At 39.6% G+C, this 19,064-nt stretch carries 15 protein-coding genes; 7 read left to right on the forward strand and 8 right to left on the reverse strand.

Features of this window, described 5'->3' with window-relative positions; all coding sequences use genetic code 11:
* Nucleotides 1-6: 6 nt before the first annotated feature.
* A complete protein-coding gene (locus AAEY68_RS01025; RefSeq protein ID WP_350585369.1) occupies nucleotides 7-1,626 on the reverse strand; it encodes a diacylglycerol kinase family protein in 1,620 nt (539 codons plus the stop codon).
* A 350-nt stretch (nucleotides 1,627-1,976) separates the two neighbouring features.
* Here AAEY68_RS01025 and AAEY68_RS01030 point away from each other — a divergent pair, with 350 nt between their 5' ends.
* The 6 genes from AAEY68_RS01030 to AAEY68_RS01055 all read left to right on the forward strand — a co-directional run bounded on the left by AAEY68_RS01030 (nucleotide 1,977) and on the right by AAEY68_RS01055 (nucleotide 7,641).
* A complete protein-coding gene (locus AAEY68_RS01030) occupies nucleotides 1,977-2,501 on the forward strand; it encodes a sigma-70 family RNA polymerase sigma factor (RefSeq protein WP_350585371.1) in 525 nt (174 codons plus the stop codon).
* On the forward strand, nucleotides 2,498-3,181 hold the full coding sequence (locus AAEY68_RS01035; protein WP_024593134.1) for an anti-sigma factor: 684 nt from the start codon (nucleotides 2,498-2,500) through the stop codon (nucleotides 3,179-3,181). Before AAEY68_RS01030 ends, AAEY68_RS01035 begins: the two co-directional genes overlap by 4 nt.
* Nucleotides 3,182-3,339: 158 nt before the next feature.
* Nucleotides 3,340-4,932: a DUF4331 domain-containing protein gene (locus AAEY68_RS01040; protein WP_024593133.1), complete on the forward strand. Its 1,593-nt coding sequence runs from the start codon at nucleotides 3,340-3,342 to the stop codon at nucleotides 4,930-4,932.
* Between the two features lie 11 nt (nucleotides 4,933-4,943).
* A complete protein-coding gene (locus AAEY68_RS01045; RefSeq protein WP_024593132.1) occupies nucleotides 4,944-5,453 on the forward strand; it encodes a cadherin-like domain-containing protein in 510 nt (169 codons plus the stop codon).
* A gap of 53 nt (nucleotides 5,454-5,506) precedes the next feature.
* Nucleotides 5,507-6,532 (forward strand): hypothetical protein, encoded by a 1,026-nt coding sequence (locus AAEY68_RS01050; protein ID WP_024593131.1) that lies wholly within the window; start codon nucleotides 5,507-5,509, stop codon nucleotides 6,530-6,532.
* Nucleotides 6,529-7,641 (forward strand): HupE/UreJ family protein, encoded by a 1,113-nt coding sequence (locus AAEY68_RS01055; RefSeq protein ID WP_350585372.1) that lies wholly within the window; start codon nucleotides 6,529-6,531, stop codon nucleotides 7,639-7,641. The genes AAEY68_RS01050 and AAEY68_RS01055 overlap by 4 nt, the downstream gene beginning before the upstream one ends.
* A 66-nt stretch (nucleotides 7,642-7,707) precedes the next feature.
* Here AAEY68_RS01055 and AAEY68_RS01060 read toward each other — a convergent pair whose 3' ends face one another.
* From AAEY68_RS01060 to AAEY68_RS01090, 7 genes are all read right to left on the reverse strand, one after another.
* The gene (locus AAEY68_RS01060) at nucleotides 7,708-8,334 is read right to left on the reverse strand and encodes a TetR/AcrR family transcriptional regulator (protein ID WP_101217048.1); all 627 of its coding nucleotides are present in this window, start codon (nucleotides 8,332-8,334) and stop codon (nucleotides 7,708-7,710) included.
* A 96-nt stretch (nucleotides 8,335-8,430) separates the two neighbouring features.
* On the reverse strand, nucleotides 8,431-9,849 hold the full coding sequence (locus tag AAEY68_RS01065) for an efflux transporter outer membrane subunit (RefSeq protein ID WP_197173709.1): 1,419 nt from the start codon (nucleotides 9,847-9,849) through the stop codon (nucleotides 8,431-8,433).
* Nucleotides 9,846-12,980: an efflux RND transporter permease subunit gene (locus AAEY68_RS01070; protein WP_007582390.1), complete on the reverse strand. Its 3,135-nt coding sequence runs from the start codon at nucleotides 12,978-12,980 to the stop codon at nucleotides 9,846-9,848. Before AAEY68_RS01070 ends, AAEY68_RS01065 begins: the two co-directional genes overlap by 4 nt.
* Nucleotides 12,981-12,992: 12 nt before the next feature.
* A complete protein-coding gene (locus tag AAEY68_RS01075; protein WP_024593129.1) occupies nucleotides 12,993-14,162 on the reverse strand; it encodes an efflux RND transporter periplasmic adaptor subunit in 1,170 nt (389 codons plus the stop codon).
* A gap of 289 nt (nucleotides 14,163-14,451) precedes the next feature.
* Entirely contained in the window at nucleotides 14,452-15,753 is a 1,302-nt protein-coding gene (paeA, locus tag AAEY68_RS01080; protein ID WP_007582388.1) for a polyamine export protein PaeA, read from the reverse strand.
* 147 nt (nucleotides 15,754-15,900) lie between these two features.
* On the reverse strand, nucleotides 15,901-16,590 hold the full coding sequence (locus tag AAEY68_RS01085; RefSeq protein WP_350585373.1) for a transporter substrate-binding domain-containing protein: 690 nt from the start codon (nucleotides 16,588-16,590) through the stop codon (nucleotides 15,901-15,903).
* Between the two features lie 129 nt (nucleotides 16,591-16,719).
* Complete coding sequence (locus tag AAEY68_RS01090; protein WP_007582386.1) at nucleotides 16,720-17,829, reverse strand: arginase family protein; 1,110 nt, start codon at nucleotides 17,827-17,829, stop codon at nucleotides 16,720-16,722.
* A gap of 454 nt (nucleotides 17,830-18,283) precedes the next feature.
* Here AAEY68_RS01090 and udp point away from each other — a divergent pair, with 454 nt between their 5' ends.
* Nucleotides 18,284-19,039, forward strand: a complete 756-nt coding sequence (gene udp, locus AAEY68_RS01095) for a uridine phosphorylase (RefSeq protein ID WP_007582384.1) — start codon at nucleotides 18,284-18,286, stop codon at nucleotides 19,037-19,039.
* Nucleotides 19,040-19,064: the final 25 nt, after the last annotated feature.

Consider the following 19,064-nt stretch of genomic DNA (forward strand, 5'->3'; position numbering starts at 1 on the left):
CGCGATTTATTGCTCTTTGCAAATCACATGTAATGAGGCCGGCTCAATAGTAATAACGAGTTTGTGAGCTGTTTTAACTTCCCCATCAAGTACGTACTTAAGCTCTCCTTCGCCTGTAACCTCAACTCTTTTAGCATTTGTATGATGCGAATTTATAGCTAAATGTGTTTGCGTTAAGCTACTAAACATCAGCTCCGCGATACTCAATATTGTCGTAGAATTTTCACTATTTGGTGTTAGCCAATTTACATCCAGAAGCCCGTCACTATGATCTGGCTGCCCACCACCTTGAGCCAATAGCGTTGTAAAAGGCGCGGCATTTGCCACAATAAAGCTATTTGTACATATTTCTTTCGGTTCATTATCATCGAGTTTTACACTAAGTAGCTGTGATTTTTGCTCGCCAAAGGCTTCAAAAAAACCGTTTAAATAGGCAAGCTGCCCCGATTTATTTTTAGACTCTCTATCTGCTTTTTCAATCATTGATTGCTCAAAACCAATACCTGCAAGTAACAGTACTAATTCGTTATTACAATAAGCGGTATCTATTGTGCTTGTTTGACCATCTATAATTAAGTCACATGCTTGCTCTACAGGAATAAATTTAGAGCTAATCCCCATCAATACATGCGCAAGTGCGTTTGCAGTGCCCATTGGTATAATACCTAGCTTACATTGTGTATTTACAAGTACGCTTGCAACTTCGGCCACGGTACCGTCTCCCCCACACGCGATAATTATATCTGGATTTTGCTCAATCGCTTTTTTAGCAAGCTCAATACCGTTAATATCTTTTGAGGTAGTGAGTACTTCTAAATCGTAATAGGCCGATAACCGCGCAACAATTAAGTGCTCTTTTTCTTGCCACAAGCGCGTGCCCGATACTGGATTTGCAATTAACACGGCTTTGTTTTTGATCAGTAATTCGCCTTTTTTATGTCGCTTAGCTAAATGGCGAAGTTGATGCTTATTTAAGTTTGCGGTTTCGCGGGTTTCTTTTATTTGTGCGAGAATTTGATGTACATCAGCATCTTTATTTTGACTCAATAAGTAAGCTGCCATTACAAATACCGAGCGTCCGCGCCCTAAAGCACAATGAACAACCACACGGCGGTTTTCTTTAATATGGTGATGTATCCAATTAATAGCCTGATTTAACTGCGAATGGGTAGGAATACTATGATCGAGCACCGGAATGTTTAAGTAATTAATATTCTCTTGTGTTGAACTCCACTCAAGGCCGTCAAACTCACACGTTACGTCTAAAATTGCCGTAATTCCGTTATCTTTTAATGTGTCTATGTCTGAGGGAAATAATCGGCAAGCTAAAAATAGGTTATCGTTTATTTGTTGAATTGGCGGTACTTTGTCGTGCTTACGCGACCAGGCATTATAAATTTGCACACCAAATAAAAATGGTACAAATGCCCAACGTATATAAAAAGGGATCACGCCATTTTCACGCTTTCTGAATATTTTTGCAGCGTTAAAAATATACGCAGTACTCACTAATAAAAGTGACAGTGCAGTCCAATAAAAAACAATAGCAAAATAAACAGAGTTTACTTCCCAACCAATAAAAATAAGTAGTAGCGCTAATAGTAAATAACCAATTGCAGCCCACATAGGCTCTCCTTTGTGAAAATAATTCCGATTTATAAACTTAATTTAAACGGCTTTATGTAGTCTTTTGCAAATATCACGCCATGTAAATGCCATTTAAAATTCAAACTCGAAAAATAAGCCATTGATATATAGTGTTATTAAAAAATTAAAATTAACTACAATCCGCTCTTTGTGCATTTTTTACAAACCTGTGAATAAATTATACCTATACGTTTATATTTCAAACACTGATCGGTTATCGCTTGTACTAACGTATAAAACAGCTAGTCTAAAAAGCAATTGAAGTTTTTTTGCATCCAAATCACGCCCTCAACCGTTTACTCAATGATAATAAGAAAAACAGGACCCTTATGGATAACGATGATTTACTCCCTCTTTTGTGCGCAACAGCTCAAGGAGACAAAAATGCTTTCTCGAGTTTGTATCAACAAACTAGCGGCAAACTTTTTGCGATTAGTTTAAACATGCTCACAAATAGAGCACATGCTGAGGAAGCACTACAAGACGCTTTTATAAAAATTTGGCATAACGCATCTGAATATAACGCCTCTAAAGGCACTGTTATTAGTTGGATGATAAGTATAGTTAGGTATAGAAGTCTTGATTCGCTGCGCTATCACAAGGTACGAAAAGAACAGTCGCTAGGCGATGATGAATATGAGAATGAAAGCATTGACATTAATTACGATGAAGAAACAAAACTAGTTAATTGTATCGAACAGCTTGAGCCGCAACAAAAACAAGCTATTCACTTAGCTTATTATAAGGGGCTGAGTCATAGCGAGTTAGTGGATCATATAGAAACGCCATTAGGTACAGTTAAAAGCTGGATCAGGCGTGGGCTTATGCAGCTACAAAGGTGTTTAACATTATGAATTATAATAAGCCCGAATTATTAGACGCGCTTGCTGGGCAGTACGTGCTTGGCACACTTAGAGGGCTTGCCCGTAAGCGTTTTCAGCGTCTGTTACTTAACTCAAATCAAGCACGTGAAGCAACAAGTCTATGGGAGCAAAACCTAAACAACTTAGCGAGTGCTATTACACCGCAAACGCCACGTGACGATGTATGGGTAAATATACTACAGCGTATTGAAAACAGGCCACAAACAAGTAAAACAGTCATACATACCAAGCCTTCAATTTGGCGTACATGGTCTTTTGTGGCAACTGCTGCGTGTATTGTTTTAGCCTTTTTGGTTATTCAACCTAGTACCAATGTTATGCACACTCAGCAAATTGCTTTGGTTCAAAATCAAGATAAACAATCATTGTGGTTTATTGATGTAAGCGAGCAAGGGCTCTCAATTAAAGCTAGTAGCCAATTGGTTGCTCAAACTAATAAAGATTATGAGCTGTGGATGATTTTAAAAGGTCAAGATGCACCTATTTCATTGGGTTTACTGCCCAAGCAAGGCAGTAAAATATTATTTAAAGATAACCGCTTTAACGCAAGTGATATTGCATTGCTAGCAGTGAGCTTAGAGCCTATTGGCGGCTCGACAAATGGATCTCCTACTGAGGTACTATACACCACAGAGCTGGTACTTTTATAACCCTACTATTATGACCAAAGTTGGCTGCTAACATAAAGCAGCCAACCTTCTTCAAAACTTTTTTAACAAAAAATAAAAATAATTTAACTTTTTTGCATCCAATTTAAATCCTGCCCCGTTATTAGCTATGACTTCAATCAAAACTAAAGGACAAAGTCATGAAAGCTTTAACTCCATCAATACTCGCAGTAGTAATATGTAGTACGTTTGTAAGTGCACCAAGTGAAGCATCAAGCCACAGAGAAGCGCCAAATATAAGCCGTTTCCCGACTTTAGATTCAACCGATTTTTATGTATTTAATAGTTACGAGCAAGGTCGTGATGATTTTGTAACATTAATTGCTAACTATATCCCGCTGCAAGATGCATACGGCGGTCCTAATTACTTTGCAATGGACCCAGATGCTACCTACAGCATTCATATAGATAACGACGGCGATGCTGTTGAAGATATTACATTTGCGTTTAACTTTAAAAGCATGCTTCCTAATGATAACCAAGGTGTGCAATTAACTGTTGGACCTGAAGGTAATCAGCGTACCGTGTCTGTACCGCTTAAAAATGTAGGCGGTGTATCTGCCGGTGATGACAGCGCTGCAAATTTTAGCGAATCATACACAATGAGTATGATTCGCGGCGCGCAGCGTACTGGCGAAACAACGCTACTAAACAACACAGCATCAAACTCAAGTACATTTTCTAAACCACTTGATTATGTGGGCAATAAAACATTTGGTTCAATGAGCGATTACCAAACTTACGCTGACCAATTTGTGTATCAGGTTTCAATTCCTAACTGTGAAAGCATGGCACAAGTTTTTGTAGGACAACGTAAAGACCCATTTGTAGTTAACCTAGGTAAAACATTTGATTTAGTTAACTATGTACCTGTAGAGGGTGATAGCGCCCCTGGTGCTGGTGACGGCGGTGGTTTTCCAGGTGGTATAACACAATCAGCTGATAACGACGACCTTGCAGATAAAAACGTAACATCAATTGCTATCGAAATACCTAAGAGCTGTATTGTTGGTGAAGGTAACGGCGTAATAGGTTCGTGGACAACAGCAAGCCTACCTCAAGCTCGCGTATTAAACCCTAATGCTAAATTTACTAATAACGCCGTTAATGGTGGTGCTTTAACACAAGTTTCACGCTTGGGTAGCCCGCTTGTAAACGAGCTTGTAATTGGCATTAAAGACAAAGACACATTCTCTACTGCTCACCCTAAAGATGATGCACAATTTTTAGATTATGTATCTCATCCAGCACTACCAGAGTTATTAAACATTTTATTTAAAGATGCTGTTAATACGACCCTTGGCGCAAACTTAGAAACACTGGCACCCACAAACTTCCCGCGTACTGATTTAATCACTGCATTTTTAACAGGTTTTGCAGGCGTTAATCAGCAAGCTACGGTAACACCTTCAGAAATGCTACGTTTAAATACAGGCATTGCAGCAACAGCGCAAGCTGATCAATCTGCATTTGGTGTAGCGGGTAATGATTTAGCCGGCTTCCCAAATGGTCGTCGCCCGGGTGATGATGTGGTTGATATAGCACTTCGTGTTGTGATGGGTCGTTTATGTCATCCTATCCCTGTAAGTGGTGAAGACACTGATTTAGGACTTTGTGCACCAGAGGATGCTAATACAGGCACAGTGCCATTTACAGACGGCGCACCTATTGATGCAACAATGATGGATTCATCATTCCCATACCTTGCAACACCGCTTGCTGGCTCTAAATAAGGAGTAAAATAATGCGTAATTTAAAAACTACCCATATTTGTGTTCTCCTCAGTGCATTAACATTGGGAGCATGTAGTAGCGATGACGATAAAAAACAACCTACACCGGTTGTAAACACAGCGCCAACCGCAAGCGATGCAATGCTAACTACACAAACTGAAGTAAGCATTACCGATATGCTTAGCGCAACCGACAATGATGGCGATTCACTTACTTACTCATTAACAAGTGAGCCAACTCTTGGAACTGTTACCGTTAATAGCGATGGTAACTTTACCTATACACCGAATAAAGAAGTGACAGGTTCAGATAGTTTTATGTTTGGTGTAAGTGATGGCGTTAATTCGCAAGTAACTGCAACAGTGAACATTACAATTGACGCACTACAAGTCGACTTTGCTCAATTTGCAACCGATTCATTTAATCAAGCCCCAAATGCAGAGCCGTTAACTGTTAACGGTCGGGTGTTTACAAACACCGATACCGATGTTGATGGATTGATTTCAACAAACGGTAACTAACCAAGTAATTAAGCTGACAGGCCATGGATGGCTTTTTTCAAAGGATATTTATAATGCATTTATCAATTTTTAAGTCCGTCGCATTTATTACTTTATGCCTAACACCCCTTGCGTTAAGCGCTGCGCCTTTTACCCCAAAAGATGATGCAGTTATTGCCAAAAGTAATTCAACGCTTAGTGCTTCCCTCTCTGTTGACGAAATAAATACATTAGTCACTAACAGCCAATATGCAGGCCAAACAGAGCGCTTACAGGGGCTACTTAAAACCCGTTTAGCCCAGCTATATAAACACACACCCTCATCTCAAATTGGTTACTTATATGCTCGCGTTTTACAAAAAGAGCACCTTTTTGACGAAGCTATTGATATTGCTAACAACGTTTTGATTGGAGAGCCAAAACATAGTAATAGCCATTTATTGCTAGCCAATATATTTATGACTCAAGGTAAGTTCGCACAAGCAAAAAAACACTGCGTAGCCTTAATTGGGCAAGTAAGCACTATTACTGCTAGCACCTGTGTACTCGATGTACAAAGCCAACATGAAAGCGTTTTATACAGCTACCAAGCATTAGTAAAAATTATAAATAATAATCAAACTAGCCTAGCTACAAACCATGTTTTAAGTGAAATGAGCTACCGTTTAAATAACTACAAACAAGCGTTGTCTCACTTACAAAGTGTAGATTTAGTTCAAGCCTCTGTGAGCCTTATTGTTTTATGGGCCGATATTCAAATTGCTCTAAATCAACCGCAACAAGTATTAAATACATTAAGCGTACTGCTTCCTGATAAAAGTAATTTAGAGGATGCTATTTTGTTAAGACTTTCAATCGCAGAAAAAAAACTAAATAAACGCGATAAAAAATGGCAAAATACAATGGCGCAAAGAGTTACACTACGAGAGCTTCGCAAAGATTCTTTTCATGCAAGTGACTTAGCTAAATATTACCTTGATGTACAACCAAATCGCGAAAAAGCACTTTACTGGGCTCATATTAATTGGCAACAGGCTAAAATGAGCACCGATGAGCAATTACTTACTCAAGCAAAAGCGATGCAACGAGACACACTATGAAAACGCCTTATCTATTTATACTCACTTTAATGCTTTGCATTTTTTCAACTTACAGCTTTGCCCATCAACTAAGTACAAGTTATATAACCTTAAATAGCGAGAACAATAACGACACCAACATAAACCAATACACGGGTACCTGGCAAATTAATATAGCCGACTTAGAGCACGCAGTACCTCTGGATTTAGATAAAAACGGGCAAATTTCGTGGGCAGAAATAAAAGCAAAACGCAGCTCAATTAATAACTTCATTGAAGAAAATTTAAATATCACGCAAAACGCGCAATCATGCCCTTTAAAAAGTGAAGGTATCTATCAGCTAGATAACCATTTTAACCAGCCTTATTTGGTGATTCCGCTGCTGTTTAGTTGTGATGACAATGAAGCAATCTCCCTTTCCTATTCTGCTTTTTTTAAAACCGATGCCAATCATAAATCCATCGTAAATATAAACGGTGTATCTCGTGTATTTAATATCAACGAGGCACAACAAACGTTCAGCTTTGAGCAAACAAGTTATTTAAGTACGTTTAATCAATACGTGTATCAGGGTGTTTTACATATTTGGATTGGTATTGATCATATTTTATTTTTAATCGCCCTGTTACTTACCTGTGTTTTAAAGCGCAGCGATAAAGCATGGCAAGGTATTAGCTCTAAAAAACACATTATTAAACACACAGCATGGATAGTAACCGCGTTTACACTTGCGCACTCTATTACGCTTACCGCAACAGCTATGAACTTAGTCTCACCAAATAGCCGCTGGGTAGAGCTTGGAATTGCTATATCGGTTTTATTTGCAGCATTAAATAATGTGTGGCCGTTGGTACTTCGTTTAGGTTGGCTTACTTTTGCTTTTGGTTTACTGCACGGGATGGGATTTGCGAGCGTACTTGGCGAGCTTGGCTTGTCGAGCGACTATCAACTGCTTAGTATATTGGCGTTTAATTTAGGCGTCGAAATCGGCCAACTTAGTATTTTACTAGTAGCCTTACCAATACTCATTTATGTAAGACACTACACTTGGTATAAAAAGTGGTTAATGCCAATGGGCTCCGTTGCTATCGCAATCATTGCACTTCAGTGGTCAATCGAGCGCTTTTAAATAGACTAAAATAAAAAAGCTAGCCAAAATATTGGCTAGCTTACTTTTGGTTATTTATTTTGAGCGTTACTGCGCTTCATCAAATGGCATCAGTAATGTTTTCATTGCAGGGCGAAGTGCTATTAGTACCGTTTCTTCGGTTAGCTCAGGGTAAAGTAACTTTCTGAGTAATAACCCCGCCATCATCGAAAAAATAACGTTAATTCGGCTTTCAAGTTCAAGCTCATCAATGTCTTTGAGCGCACTTCGCTCGCTTGTTAAAAGCTGTCTCATGCGCCCTCTTGCTTGAATATCGGTTTCACGCAAGAGAGTTGCTACTTTAACATTTCGACCTGCTTCTGCCATCATGTCTAAATCAATAACACACGAGCCTGTGTCCATGTGCCTTTGCACACCAATATTTAAGCCATCTAAAAGAGCCGCTAAAACATCACCAGGGTGATCTTCAAACTTTTGAAAGATGGAGAACATTTCTTCCATGTCTTTTTCAATAATGCTTTCTATAATGGCTTCTTTACTTTCAAAGTAATTATAAATATGGCCTGCACTCATCCCTGCCGTTTTAGATATTTCAGCCATACCTGCACCGTGATAACCTTTTCGGCGAAAACACTCTGCAGCAGCTGTTAATATTTGCTCACGCCTAGCCAGTGCTATCGCGGGATCTGTTTGCCTTTTTGCTTTAGGCTTCATGTTCAACTCCACTACCAAGTCATAAACCCAGTAAAGCAAGAGCTATAAATAGCCTTGCCATGTAAATATGTAATGCGGCTTTAAAAGCCGCAAATATTATTTCTCTACCTGAGCTGTTTCACTGGTTACGTTCCATCCGCCACCAAGCGCTTTGTACAAGTTAATTTGGCTTGCAAGATACGCTTGCTGACCCGAAATTAACTGTTGTTGTGCGCCGTACCATGTACGCTGAGCATCAAGCACTTGCAAGTAGCTATCTGCGCCTTTTTCGTAACGCATTTTTGATAAATCAAATGTGATTTGTCGGCTACTTATAAGCATATCAAGGGCACTTAATTGCTCTTGGTAACCTTCTCTGTCAGCAAGTGCATCGGCAACTTCGCGAAACGCATTTTGAATTTTTTGCTGATAAGTAGCCACTGCAATTTCTTGATCAGCTTTTGCTACATCAAGATTTGCTTGGTTACGTCCCATATTAAAAATAGGTAAGCTAATTGACGGCACAAAACTCCATGTACCCGAGCCTGAATCAAACAAGCCACTTAAATCACTTGAAGCAGACCCGGCATTGGCTGTTAAGCTAATACTTGGATAAAACGCCGCACGTGCAATACCAATATTGGCATTTGCAGCAAGCATTAAATGCTCAGCGGCTTTAATATCAGGGCGTTGCGATAGCAAATCAGACGGTAAACCAACCGGCACTTCTGGCATGCTGATCAAGTTAGTCAGGTCTTTACTAGGCAGTAAATCAGCTGAAACAGATTTACCCACTAATAAATCTAGGGCACTTTTATCACGCTTTAACAAACGTTTGTACGTTGCTATGTCTACTTTTGCTGTAGCAACTGTACTTCTAAGCTGCTCAAGGGTAATCGAAGACGTCGCACCTAAATCAAAGCTTTTTTGCGTGAGCGATAATGACTCTTGCTGAGAGGTGAGCGTTTCTTTTGCAAGCTCTAGCAGTTGTAAGTCCGTCGCGTAACTAAGCCACGCATTTGCCAACTCTGAAATTAAAGACACCTGCGTACTGTATTGGCTAAGCTCTGTAGAGTATAAATTTTGGAGTGCTTGCGCTGATTGATTGCGTACTTTGCCCCAAATATCTAACTCGTAAGACGTAATGCCCACTGTTGCACTGTATTGCGAGCTAATAGCTGCATCGCCAGTACCCGACAAATCAGCCGGTAAACGCTGGCGCGTACCAGAAGCATTTAAATCAAGCGACGGATACAAAGCAGAATCTTCGATTTGATACAAACCACGAACACGCTGCACATTAAGCACTGCAATTTGCATGTCTTTATTATGCTCAAGGCTTTGCGTAATTAAGGTTTGTAGTTTTTCATCATTAAAAAACTGCTGCCAATTTAATTGCTGCGCAGCGCTTTGCTCAGTACCTGATGCATAAGCATCAGATACTGGTAGAGCAAGGTCTTTTTGCTCTGGCGCTAATTGACAACCACTTAGCACCAATAAAGCAATTGCACTTAGGCTGAATGTTTTAATGCTCATTCTGCGCTCTCCTTTGTTGTCTCGTTAGTTTTACCAGGGAATACACGGCGAACTAACACAAAGAACAACGGTACAAATACAACAACTAATATTGATGATGCGAGTGTGCCGCCAATAATCGAAATACCTAACGCATTTTGCGCACCAGAACCCGCACTTGAGGCTATTGCAAGTGGTAAAACACCACAAATAAAGGCCATCGAAGTCATGAGTATTGGACGTAAACGTAAGCGTACAGCTGCAATAGCCGCATCAACTAAGCCAAGCCCATCATCCATTTTATGAATCGCAAACTCTACAATCAGTATCGCATTTTTAGATGCCAAACCAATGGTGGTCAACAAGCCAACCTGCAAGTAAATATCGTTAGATAAGCCACCGCCTAGCGCTGCCATAATTGCACCAAATATACCCAGTGGCACAATCATCATTACCGCAAACGGTACCGACCAACTTTCATAAAGTGCAGCTAAACATAAAAATACAAACAACAGCGATAAGCCATATAGTAAAGGTGCTTGACCACTACTTGAGCGCTCTTGGAATGAAATACCGGTCCACTCAGACGAAATACCATTAGGCAGCTGTTTAACTAAACGCTCCATTTCATCCATTGCTTGGCCTGTACTGTAACCCGGCGCTGCACTACCTTGAATTTCCATTGCTGAAAAACCATTGTAACGCTCTAAACGTGGCGAACCATACGTCCAGTAAGCACTAGCGAACGCTGAAAACGGCACCATATCGCCATTATCATTGCGCACATACCACTTATTTAGGTCCTCAGGCACCATGCGCGATTGTGCATCACCTTGCATATACACTTTTTTAACTCGACCACGGTCAATAAAGTCATTCACATAACTACTACCCCATGCTGTCGAAAGTGTACTGTTAATATCGTTTTGCGACACACCAAGCGCTTCGGCTTTTGCCAAATCTGTATCAAGTTGTAGTTCTGGCATATCTTCTTGTCCGTTTGGACGCACGCCCGCTAAAATTGGACTTTGGCTTGCTAAACCTAATAACTGATTTCGTGCCGCCAAAAGTGCGTCATGGCCAAGGCCTACACGGTCTTGTAAGAAAATATTGAAGCCATTAGCAGTTCCCAGTTCAACAATTGCAGGTGGCGGAAAGGCAAAAACAAATGCTTCTTTTATCGTTGAAAAGTAGCCCATCGCTTTACCTGCAACACCTTGAACAGATAACTCGTCACGCTGACGCTCATCCCAATGTTTAAGGTTAACAAAGGCAATTGCTGAGTTTTGGCCAGAGCCGGCAAAACTAAAACCAGTAACGGTAAAAATACCATTCACAGCTTCAGATTGATCGTTTAAAAAGTGATTTTCTACCTTTTTAACAACCTCAAGCGTTTGTTGTGTTGTAGAGCCTGCTGGCAGTGAAACTTGGTTAAACAAAATACCTTGGTCTTCGTCAGGTAAAAATGCCGTTGGCAAGCTTGAGAATACATAAACCATACCGCCCACAATCACGCCATAAATAAGTAAGTAGCGTTTAGAGTGTGTAAGCATACGGCCTACAAAGCTTTGTGCACCTGAATTTGTTTTATCAAAACCACGGTTAAAGCCTGTAAAAAATCGGCCAAATAACGTCTCATTGTTATGTACATGGCTTGGTTTTAAAAGCGTTGCACACAATGCAGGCGTTAAAATAAGAGCAACTAAAACAGATAACCCCATCGCCGATACCAGTGTTATAGAAAACTGACGATAAATAATACCGGTAGAGCCACTAAAGAATGCCATTGGGATAAATACCGCAGAAAGCACCATGGCAATACCTACCAGCGCGCCTTTAATTTCATCCATAGATTTACGCGTAGCTTCAAGTGCCGAGAGTTTTTCCTCGGTCATTAAGCGCTCAACGTTTTCTACAACAACGATTGCGTCATCTACCAATAAGCCTATGGCAAGTACCATCGCAAACATCGTTAGCGTATTTATTGAATAACCAAAAGTGTACAAAATACCAAACGTACCTAGTAAAACCACTGGCACTGCTATTGTTGGTATAAGTGTTGCCCTAAAGTTTTGTAGGAACAAATACATAACTACAAAAACAAGTACAACAGCTTCAATTAAGGTGTGAATAACTTTTTCGATAGATAACGATACAAACGGCGTTGTGTCGTAAGGTATAACAGCATCTAACCCTTCAGGGAAAAACGGTTTTAGCTCTTCAATCGCTTTTTTAACTCCAGCGGCAGTATCAAGTGCGTTAGCACCACTGGCTAATTTAATACCTAACCCTGATGCAGGTTGCCCATCGTAACGAGCAACAACGCGGTAGCTTTCACCGCCAAGCTCTACTCTAGCAACGTCCTCTAGACGTACAAAAGAGCCATCTGGATTGGTTTTAACTAATATTTGTTCAAATTGCTCTGGCGTTTGTAATCGACTTTGCGCTGTTACTGTTGCATTAAGTTGCTGACCATCAACGGCAGGCATACCGCCAAGTTGACCGGCAGATACTTGTGCATTTTGCGCACTAATTGATGCACTAATATCAGCAGGTGTCAGCTTATAATTTTGTAACTTTGAAGGGTCTAACCAAATACGCATCGCGTACTGAGAACCAAACAGCTGCACTTCACCTACGCCTTCAACACGCGAGACAATATCTTGCACGTTTGATGAAACATAATCGCCAATATCAATATTGGTCATGCTGCCATCTTTAGACACAAAAGCATAAACCATTAAAAAGTTACGCGCAGACTTTGCAACTACAACACCTTGCCTTTGAACGGCTTCTGGTAATAGTGGAGTCGCTGTTGCTAGTTTATTTTGCACTTGGACTTGTGCAATATCAGGGTCTGTTTCAGCGCTAAATGAAAGTGTAAGCGTAGCAGAACCACTCGACTCAGACGTAGATGACATATAAAGCAGGCCATCAAGTCCTTTCATTTTTTGCTCAATAACTTGCGTTACCGTATCTTCAAGTGTACGTGCAGATGCACCAGGGTACGTTGCAGTAATACTCACTGCAGGTGGTGCAATTGAAGGATACTGCGAAATAGGTAAACTCCTAATCGCCAAAATACCTGCAAGCATCACTACAATAGCGAGTACCCAAGCAAATATCGGTCTATCGATAAAAAATCGTGACATTAAAACTCTCCGTTATTGCGCTTGATCGGCTTTAGCAGACGATTGAATTTCAGATGGATTCACTGGTGCACCAGGGCGGATTTTTTGTAAACCTTCAACTATTAACTTATCGCCATCCAGTAAGCCATCAGTAACAAGCCAATCAGAACCAATCGTTCTATCTACTTTTAATACGCGGCTTTCTACTGTGTTGTCTTTGCTGACAACCATTGCTGTTGGTTCGCCTTTTGAATTACGGCTAACACCACGTTGCGGAGCTAAAATAGCACCCGCCTTAACACCTTCCACAATAGAAGCTCGAGCATACATGCCTGGCAGTAATAATTTTTCTGGGTTTGAAAATTTAGCACGTAGTATTACTGAGCCAGTACTTGGATCAACTGTCACTTCAGAAAACTGCAATGTGCCTTTATGAGGATAAACAGAACCATCTTCCATAATAAGTTCAACGTCAGTTTGGCTAGTCGAATCAACACTTAGAGCACCTGATGATATTGCTTTTTTAAGTTTGGTAAGCTCATTACTTGATTGTGTTAAATCGATATAAATTGGATCTAACTGAGTCACTGTAGCAAGTGCAGTACTTTGGTTAGCACTAACTAGTGCACCTACAGTTACGCTTGATTTACTAATTTGACCACTAATTGGTGACGACACATGGCTGTAATCAAGGTTAATTTGCGCCGATTTTAACTGCGCTTTAGCCGTTAATAATTCTGCTTTTGCTTGTTTGTATGCAGCATCTGCTTCATCAAAGTCTTGCTGACTTACCGCTTTTATTTTTAAAAGCTCGCTAAAACGAGATGCTTTAGCTTTACTACTTGAAATACTCGCCTGAGCACGTGCAACACTTGCTTCACTTGCTGCTAAGTCTGCTTCAAATGTCGCAGGGTCTATTTGATACAGAGCCTGGCCTTGTTTAACCTCTTTACCTTCAACAAATAAACGAGATTGCACAATACCACTTACTTGTGGGCGAATTTCAGCAATTTGAAATGCACTGATACGACCAGGAAGTTCTTTTTTGAGAGTAAGCGCTTGGCTTTTTAATGTAAGTACACCCACTGGTACAGCTTTAGGAGCTGAAGCTTGTGACTGCTCAGCAGCCTGATCGCAACCAGTTAAAGCAACAGAACCGACGAGGGCTGACAATACAAATAAAGCGATGCGGGAACGCTGCATGTTAAATACCTTTTAGTTTAGAGTGAACGATCATTCTAAATTAAAACGCGCTGATAATGAATCTTAATTAGAAGAAATTTACACAAACTTACACTCCTCAGTACAATATACGTCTTAGGTTGCATTTAATGTTAATTAGATGAAAATAGAATCAAGACTGTATGAAAATAAAACAACTTAACATATTGAAATAATATCCCATTTTAGAAACGAAGTTTTTAACAGACACAAAAAAGCCAAGCAAATACAGCTTGGCTATTTATATAAAAACTAAAGCACACACCTTATTTTAAAGGATATTAGCACTCTGCGGGTTAATAACCCTTGAAACTAACAACTGCTCTACCCTAATTCCTTCTACATCAACAACTTCAAACTTAAAGCCTGAAAAAGTTAAATGTTCCGCGCGTTTAGGTATTCGCTTCATATTGTAAATTAAAAAGCCAGCGACCGTTTCATAGTGCATCTGGTCAGGAAATTCTTCTATATCAAGTACTTTTGCTAAATCGGTAATTGGGGTTAAGCCATCTACAAGCCATGAATTTTTATCGCGTTCTATGATTAATTCGTCGCCTTGATGAGTGATTAAATCACCCATAAACCCTTTCATTAAATCTTTTACCGTTACAATACCCACCGAAAGCGCATATTCGTTTACGACAACAGCAAATGGTTTTGCTGCGCTTTTAAACGCATTTAAAGCTTCAGATAAGCTTAATGTTTCGGGTAAGTAAAAAACATCTTTATCAATGAGATCATCGTTTATATTGGCGGCTTCGCCCTTTAGTACTTGTCGTAAAATATCTTTAGATTCAACAGAGCCATGCAACTTATCTAAATTTCCTGACACCACTAAAAAGTGGTTATGAGGATGGTCAATAATTTTAGTCGCAATATCATGGCTAGATTCGTTTAAATCAAAATATACAATTTGGTCGCGTGGTGTCATTACGCTTGATAAAAATCGCGCTTCTAGGTCAAACACATTGCCAATTAATTCATACTCTTGCTTTTGCAAACTACCGTATGCAGCACCTGCTTCCATCATGGCAACAATGTCCTCTGTTGTCACATTGTCTTCTCGCTCAGCGGGCACTTTAAATAAGCGCAGCACAAAGTTAGTTACACCATTAAAAAACATCACCAGCGGGGTTAATGCAAAGGTAACCCAGCGCATTATTGTAACCACTCTAACAGCGACCGCTTCTGGCATGATCATCGCTAAACGCTTTGGCATTAAATCGGCAAACAATATAAACAAGGATGTAATAGTAAAAAACGAGAATAAAAAGCTAATTTTTTCTAAATGCGCACCTTGATAAAACAATACCAACACACTTTCAACATAAGGCGATAAGGCCTGCTCGCCCACAATACCACCCAATATCGCTATCGCGTTGAGTGCTATTTGGATCATGGCAAAAAAAGCCCCTGGATTTTCTTGTAGCTTTAGTACCGCTGCTGCCTTTATATTCCCTTCATCTGCCATTACTCGCAGTTTTATTTTACGCGACGCTGCTATTGCTATTTCTGACATAGCAAACAACGCACTGATCAAGATCAATAAGCTAATCCCGATTAAATCACCCATTTAACGCTCCAAAAAGTTAGTGCTTTTTTAAACAAAAAGCAGCTGGATTATAATCGGTTTTTTAAATGCGGCAATTTATATTTATAAAATATATTTAAGCTATTAATTTTCAATTGGTTGAGAGGTAAAACAGCAAATTTAAAGTGCTTAAATTTTATTAAAGGCGACTTTTAATTGAGAAACTAAAGCCGGATCCATATTTATATTACAGGCAAAAAATAACGGAGACTGAGTTGTATTTAGATTTAGTAATGGTTCGAGTAACTCAAGCTTAGGCTCTGTTTTAACTCGGTAGTTAAATTGCTTTTTGTTGAGGATAACAAAATCAAGTATATGGTGACGAGTGCTTATGAGTTTATCTATTTTATCTAGGCTATCGATGAGTAATAAATGCTTGTTCTCACTAAAGCCCCTCTCAAGCAAATAGTGATGACTAAAGTTATCACGCAGTACTGCTATTTTATATTTTTTAGCATCATTGAGAGTATTTAACTTTATACCTCTGGACTTTAGACCATAAATGGCTGAATCAAAGCTTTCCAGTTCACCTACCCAGTTAAACTTACTTTCTCTATTAGGTAATCGAACAATTGAAAATATACAGGTATTTTTATCGCGTAGCGCTGCATTGTAAGATATGGCCCAACTATGCGCCAACATAGTGTATTTTATACCAGTGCCTTCTAGCGCTTTATAAACTTTATCGACAGAACGGCCAACGAGTTTATTATCTTCATTGAGATACTGAAAGTCCGGAAATACTTCCGTTACTATTGTGATTTCAGTTGCATCAACTTTAATACAGCTAATGAACAATAAAAAGATCAATAATTTCATTCAGCAAGGCCTCAACTAACTCATTATAAGTATTTAATAAATATAGCTGAGGCTTTATGAACTGCTAGTTTTTAGTCATGTAATGCACACTTATACGCTGATAGTGCTAGTATTTATAGCTCATACAGCTTACTTGTTCATCGCACTAATTAAAAAGGCTGAAATTTTAGCGCCTTCTCTAAGTGTCGTTTCAGAGCTTGATTGGCCAACTAAAGAGCTGTCGGTAAATGGCGCTATTTCCATCATATCCGCACCCGTAATCGGAAACTCATCCGCAATGGCTGATAAAATATCAAGCGCATGCTGTGGTGTTAAACCATTATGTTCTGGCGTGCCTGTGGCAGATGCAAACTCTGCATCAAGCGCATCAATATCAAAGCTTACGTATACTTCATCAACGTTATCAGCTTTTAATTGTGCAATAGCGTCGGCAGCAACCGCTGCTGCGCCGCGCTCAATGATTTCATGTGCCCAATGTTGCTTAACGCCAAAGGTACTTTCCCAGTGCGCTTTAGGCTTGCCACTTGAGCGTATACCAAATTGTATTAAATGATGTGGCGCTGGTAAAAATTCTAAAATATGTGTACACCACGAGCCAAAACATAAATCTATGCCTAAGCGCTCAACGAGTAAATCGGTATGCGCGTCAAAGTGAATAATAGCGGTACGCTTACCTTGCTCACGTTTTGCTTTTAAGTACGCTTTGGTAAGTGGGTAACTAATTGAGTGATCGCCACCAATACCAAATATCCCTTTATCTTTAAATGTCGCGTAAAAGCTGTCGCATACATCCTCTGTGATTGATAACGGACTTACGTAATAGTCGTTATCTTCATTACCGTATAGGGCTTTTTGGCAATTAGAAATGGTTGCGTCATTTAGGTATTTATCATGAAGTAAATGTGGGATTACACGTACATCGCCTAAATCAAACGAGTGACACTGCGGTTGCTGATCAATTAAAGCTGAGCGCACAAACAGTGGCCCCCAGTTTGCACCGCGCAAAATACCACCGCCACAGTCTGAGCTAATACCTAACATAACGGCTTTATGTGGAGAATTTGGTAATTCATTTAAAGACTCGCGCCACAAATTATCAACGTTTTCAGTTTGTCCATAAAGTTTATTACGCAGTGCGGCTTTGCGCTCCTTTGCAGTATTTACTGTGTATACGCCATCACCCGGTGCGCACAAACAGTGCTCAACTTTGTTTTTAAATGCTTCAAATTGTGTGCTCATAATAAACTCCTTCGATTTTTATTCTGTACGTAGCTAATTACTTTTGATTAGTTATGCAAAATCACCAAAAGTGCCTAAACTTCAAATAAATTCCACTTTGCTAAATAAGTCTGTACCTAATATAAATAAACACGTTATCTTTTACGTGCTTAATAAAAATTTAAGCCATTGAATTAATTTAATATTAATGAACATTTACCATAAACTATTTAATTGTAGTTACGCGCTTGGTTGATACTTATTATGTCTGCTTGAACATGTCAACAGCACAACAAGCCTACGTATATAAGCACTTGATTGAATATTCATAGTTGATGAATAAATCAAATTAATCCTTAAAATTATTAAGACTTAATTGGAGGAGTTAAGATAAAACGGACAATCGTCCTGTACTTGATAAACGTTTCTAGCAATGATGCTAGATTGACACAATTTATTATAAAAAGGCTTAGCTATGGAAAAGGTATTTCACTTAGGACTATGTATTGACGATCTTAAAGGTGCAAAACTTGCGATTGTACCGGGCGATCCAGATCGTGCTGCACGCATTTCACAATTCCTAGACAACCCAACCTGCCTTGCTCAAACTCGTGAGTTTCATGTTTACTTAGGTCAACTAAACGGCCATTCGGTGGTTGTTTGTTCTACGGGTATTGGTGGTCCATCTACGTCGATTGCAGTAGAAGAATTAGCACAACTTGGCGTGCGTAAATTTTTACGTATTGGTACAACAGGTGCGATTCAGCCACATATCAACGAAGGCGAAATTTTAATTAGCCAAGCGTCTGTACGTTTAGACGGTGCAAGCCAGCATTTTGCTCCTCTTAGCTACCCTGCTGTGTCTGACTTTTATGCAACACAAGCTATGGTACAAGCATGTAAAAACTTAAATATCGATTTTCATATTGGTATTACTGCATCAAGCGATACATTTTATCCAGGACAAGAGCGTTACGATACGCATTCTGGTTACGTTCCTAAATCACTACAAGGTAGCTGCGAAGAGTGGCAAAAACTGGGCGTGATGAACTACGAAATGGAATCAGCAACATTATTTACTATGTGTGCAGCCCTTGGTTTACAAGCTGCATGTGTTGCCGGCGTACTTGTTAATCGTACTCGCCAAGAAATACCAAATGTTGACCATGGTGAAATTGAGCGTAAATCTGTAGCGGTAGTATTAGAAGCGGCTAAAGTATTACTTGATTAATATAGGTTATATTAATAGTGAAATT

Source organism: Pseudoalteromonas sp. RB2-MNA-CIBAN-0110 (assembly GCF_040309305.1).
GTDB lineage: Bacteria > Pseudomonadota > Gammaproteobacteria > Enterobacterales > Alteromonadaceae > Pseudoalteromonas > Pseudoalteromonas arctica.

Coding starts and splice junctions, on each gene's coding strand:
- AAEY68_RS01025 (WP_350585369.1), bottom strand. CDS start 1,626: ATGTGGGCTGCAATTGGTTATTTACTATTAGCGCTACTACTTATTTTT.
- AAEY68_RS01030 (WP_350585371.1), top strand. CDS start 1,977: ATGGATAACGATGATTTACTCCCTCTTTTGTGCGCAACAGCTCAAGGA.
- AAEY68_RS01035 (WP_024593134.1), top strand. CDS start 2,498: ATGAATTATAATAAGCCCGAATTATTAGACGCGCTTGCTGGGCAGTAC.
- AAEY68_RS01040 (WP_024593133.1), top strand. CDS start 3,340: ATGAAAGCTTTAACTCCATCAATACTCGCAGTAGTAATATGTAGTACG.
- AAEY68_RS01045 (WP_024593132.1), top strand. CDS start 4,944: ATGCGTAATTTAAAAACTACCCATATTTGTGTTCTCCTCAGTGCATTA.
- AAEY68_RS01050 (WP_024593131.1), top strand. CDS start 5,507: ATGCATTTATCAATTTTTAAGTCCGTCGCATTTATTACTTTATGCCTA.
- AAEY68_RS01055 (WP_350585372.1), top strand. CDS start 6,529: ATGAAAACGCCTTATCTATTTATACTCACTTTAATGCTTTGCATTTTT.
- AAEY68_RS01060 (WP_101217048.1), bottom strand. CDS start 8,334: ATGAAGCCTAAAGCAAAAAGGCAAACAGATCCCGCGATAGCACTGGCT.
- AAEY68_RS01065 (WP_197173709.1), bottom strand. CDS start 9,849: ATGAGCATTAAAACATTCAGCCTAAGTGCAATTGCTTTATTGGTGCTA.
- AAEY68_RS01070 (WP_007582390.1), bottom strand. CDS start 12,980: ATGTCACGATTTTTTATCGATAGACCGATATTTGCTTGGGTACTCGCT.
- AAEY68_RS01075 (WP_024593129.1), bottom strand. CDS start 14,162: ATGCAGCGTTCCCGCATCGCTTTATTTGTATTGTCAGCCCTCGTCGGT.
- paeA (WP_007582388.1), bottom strand. CDS start 15,753: ATGGGTGATTTAATCGGGATTAGCTTATTGATCTTGATCAGTGCGTTG.
- AAEY68_RS01085 (WP_350585373.1), bottom strand. CDS start 16,590: ATGAAATTATTGATCTTTTTATTGTTCATTAGCTGTATTAAAGTTGAT.
- AAEY68_RS01090 (WP_007582386.1), bottom strand. CDS start 17,829: ATGAGCACACAATTTGAAGCATTTAAAAACAAAGTTGAGCACTGTTTG.
- udp (WP_007582384.1), top strand. CDS start 18,284: ATGGAAAAGGTATTTCACTTAGGACTATGTATTGACGATCTTAAAGGT.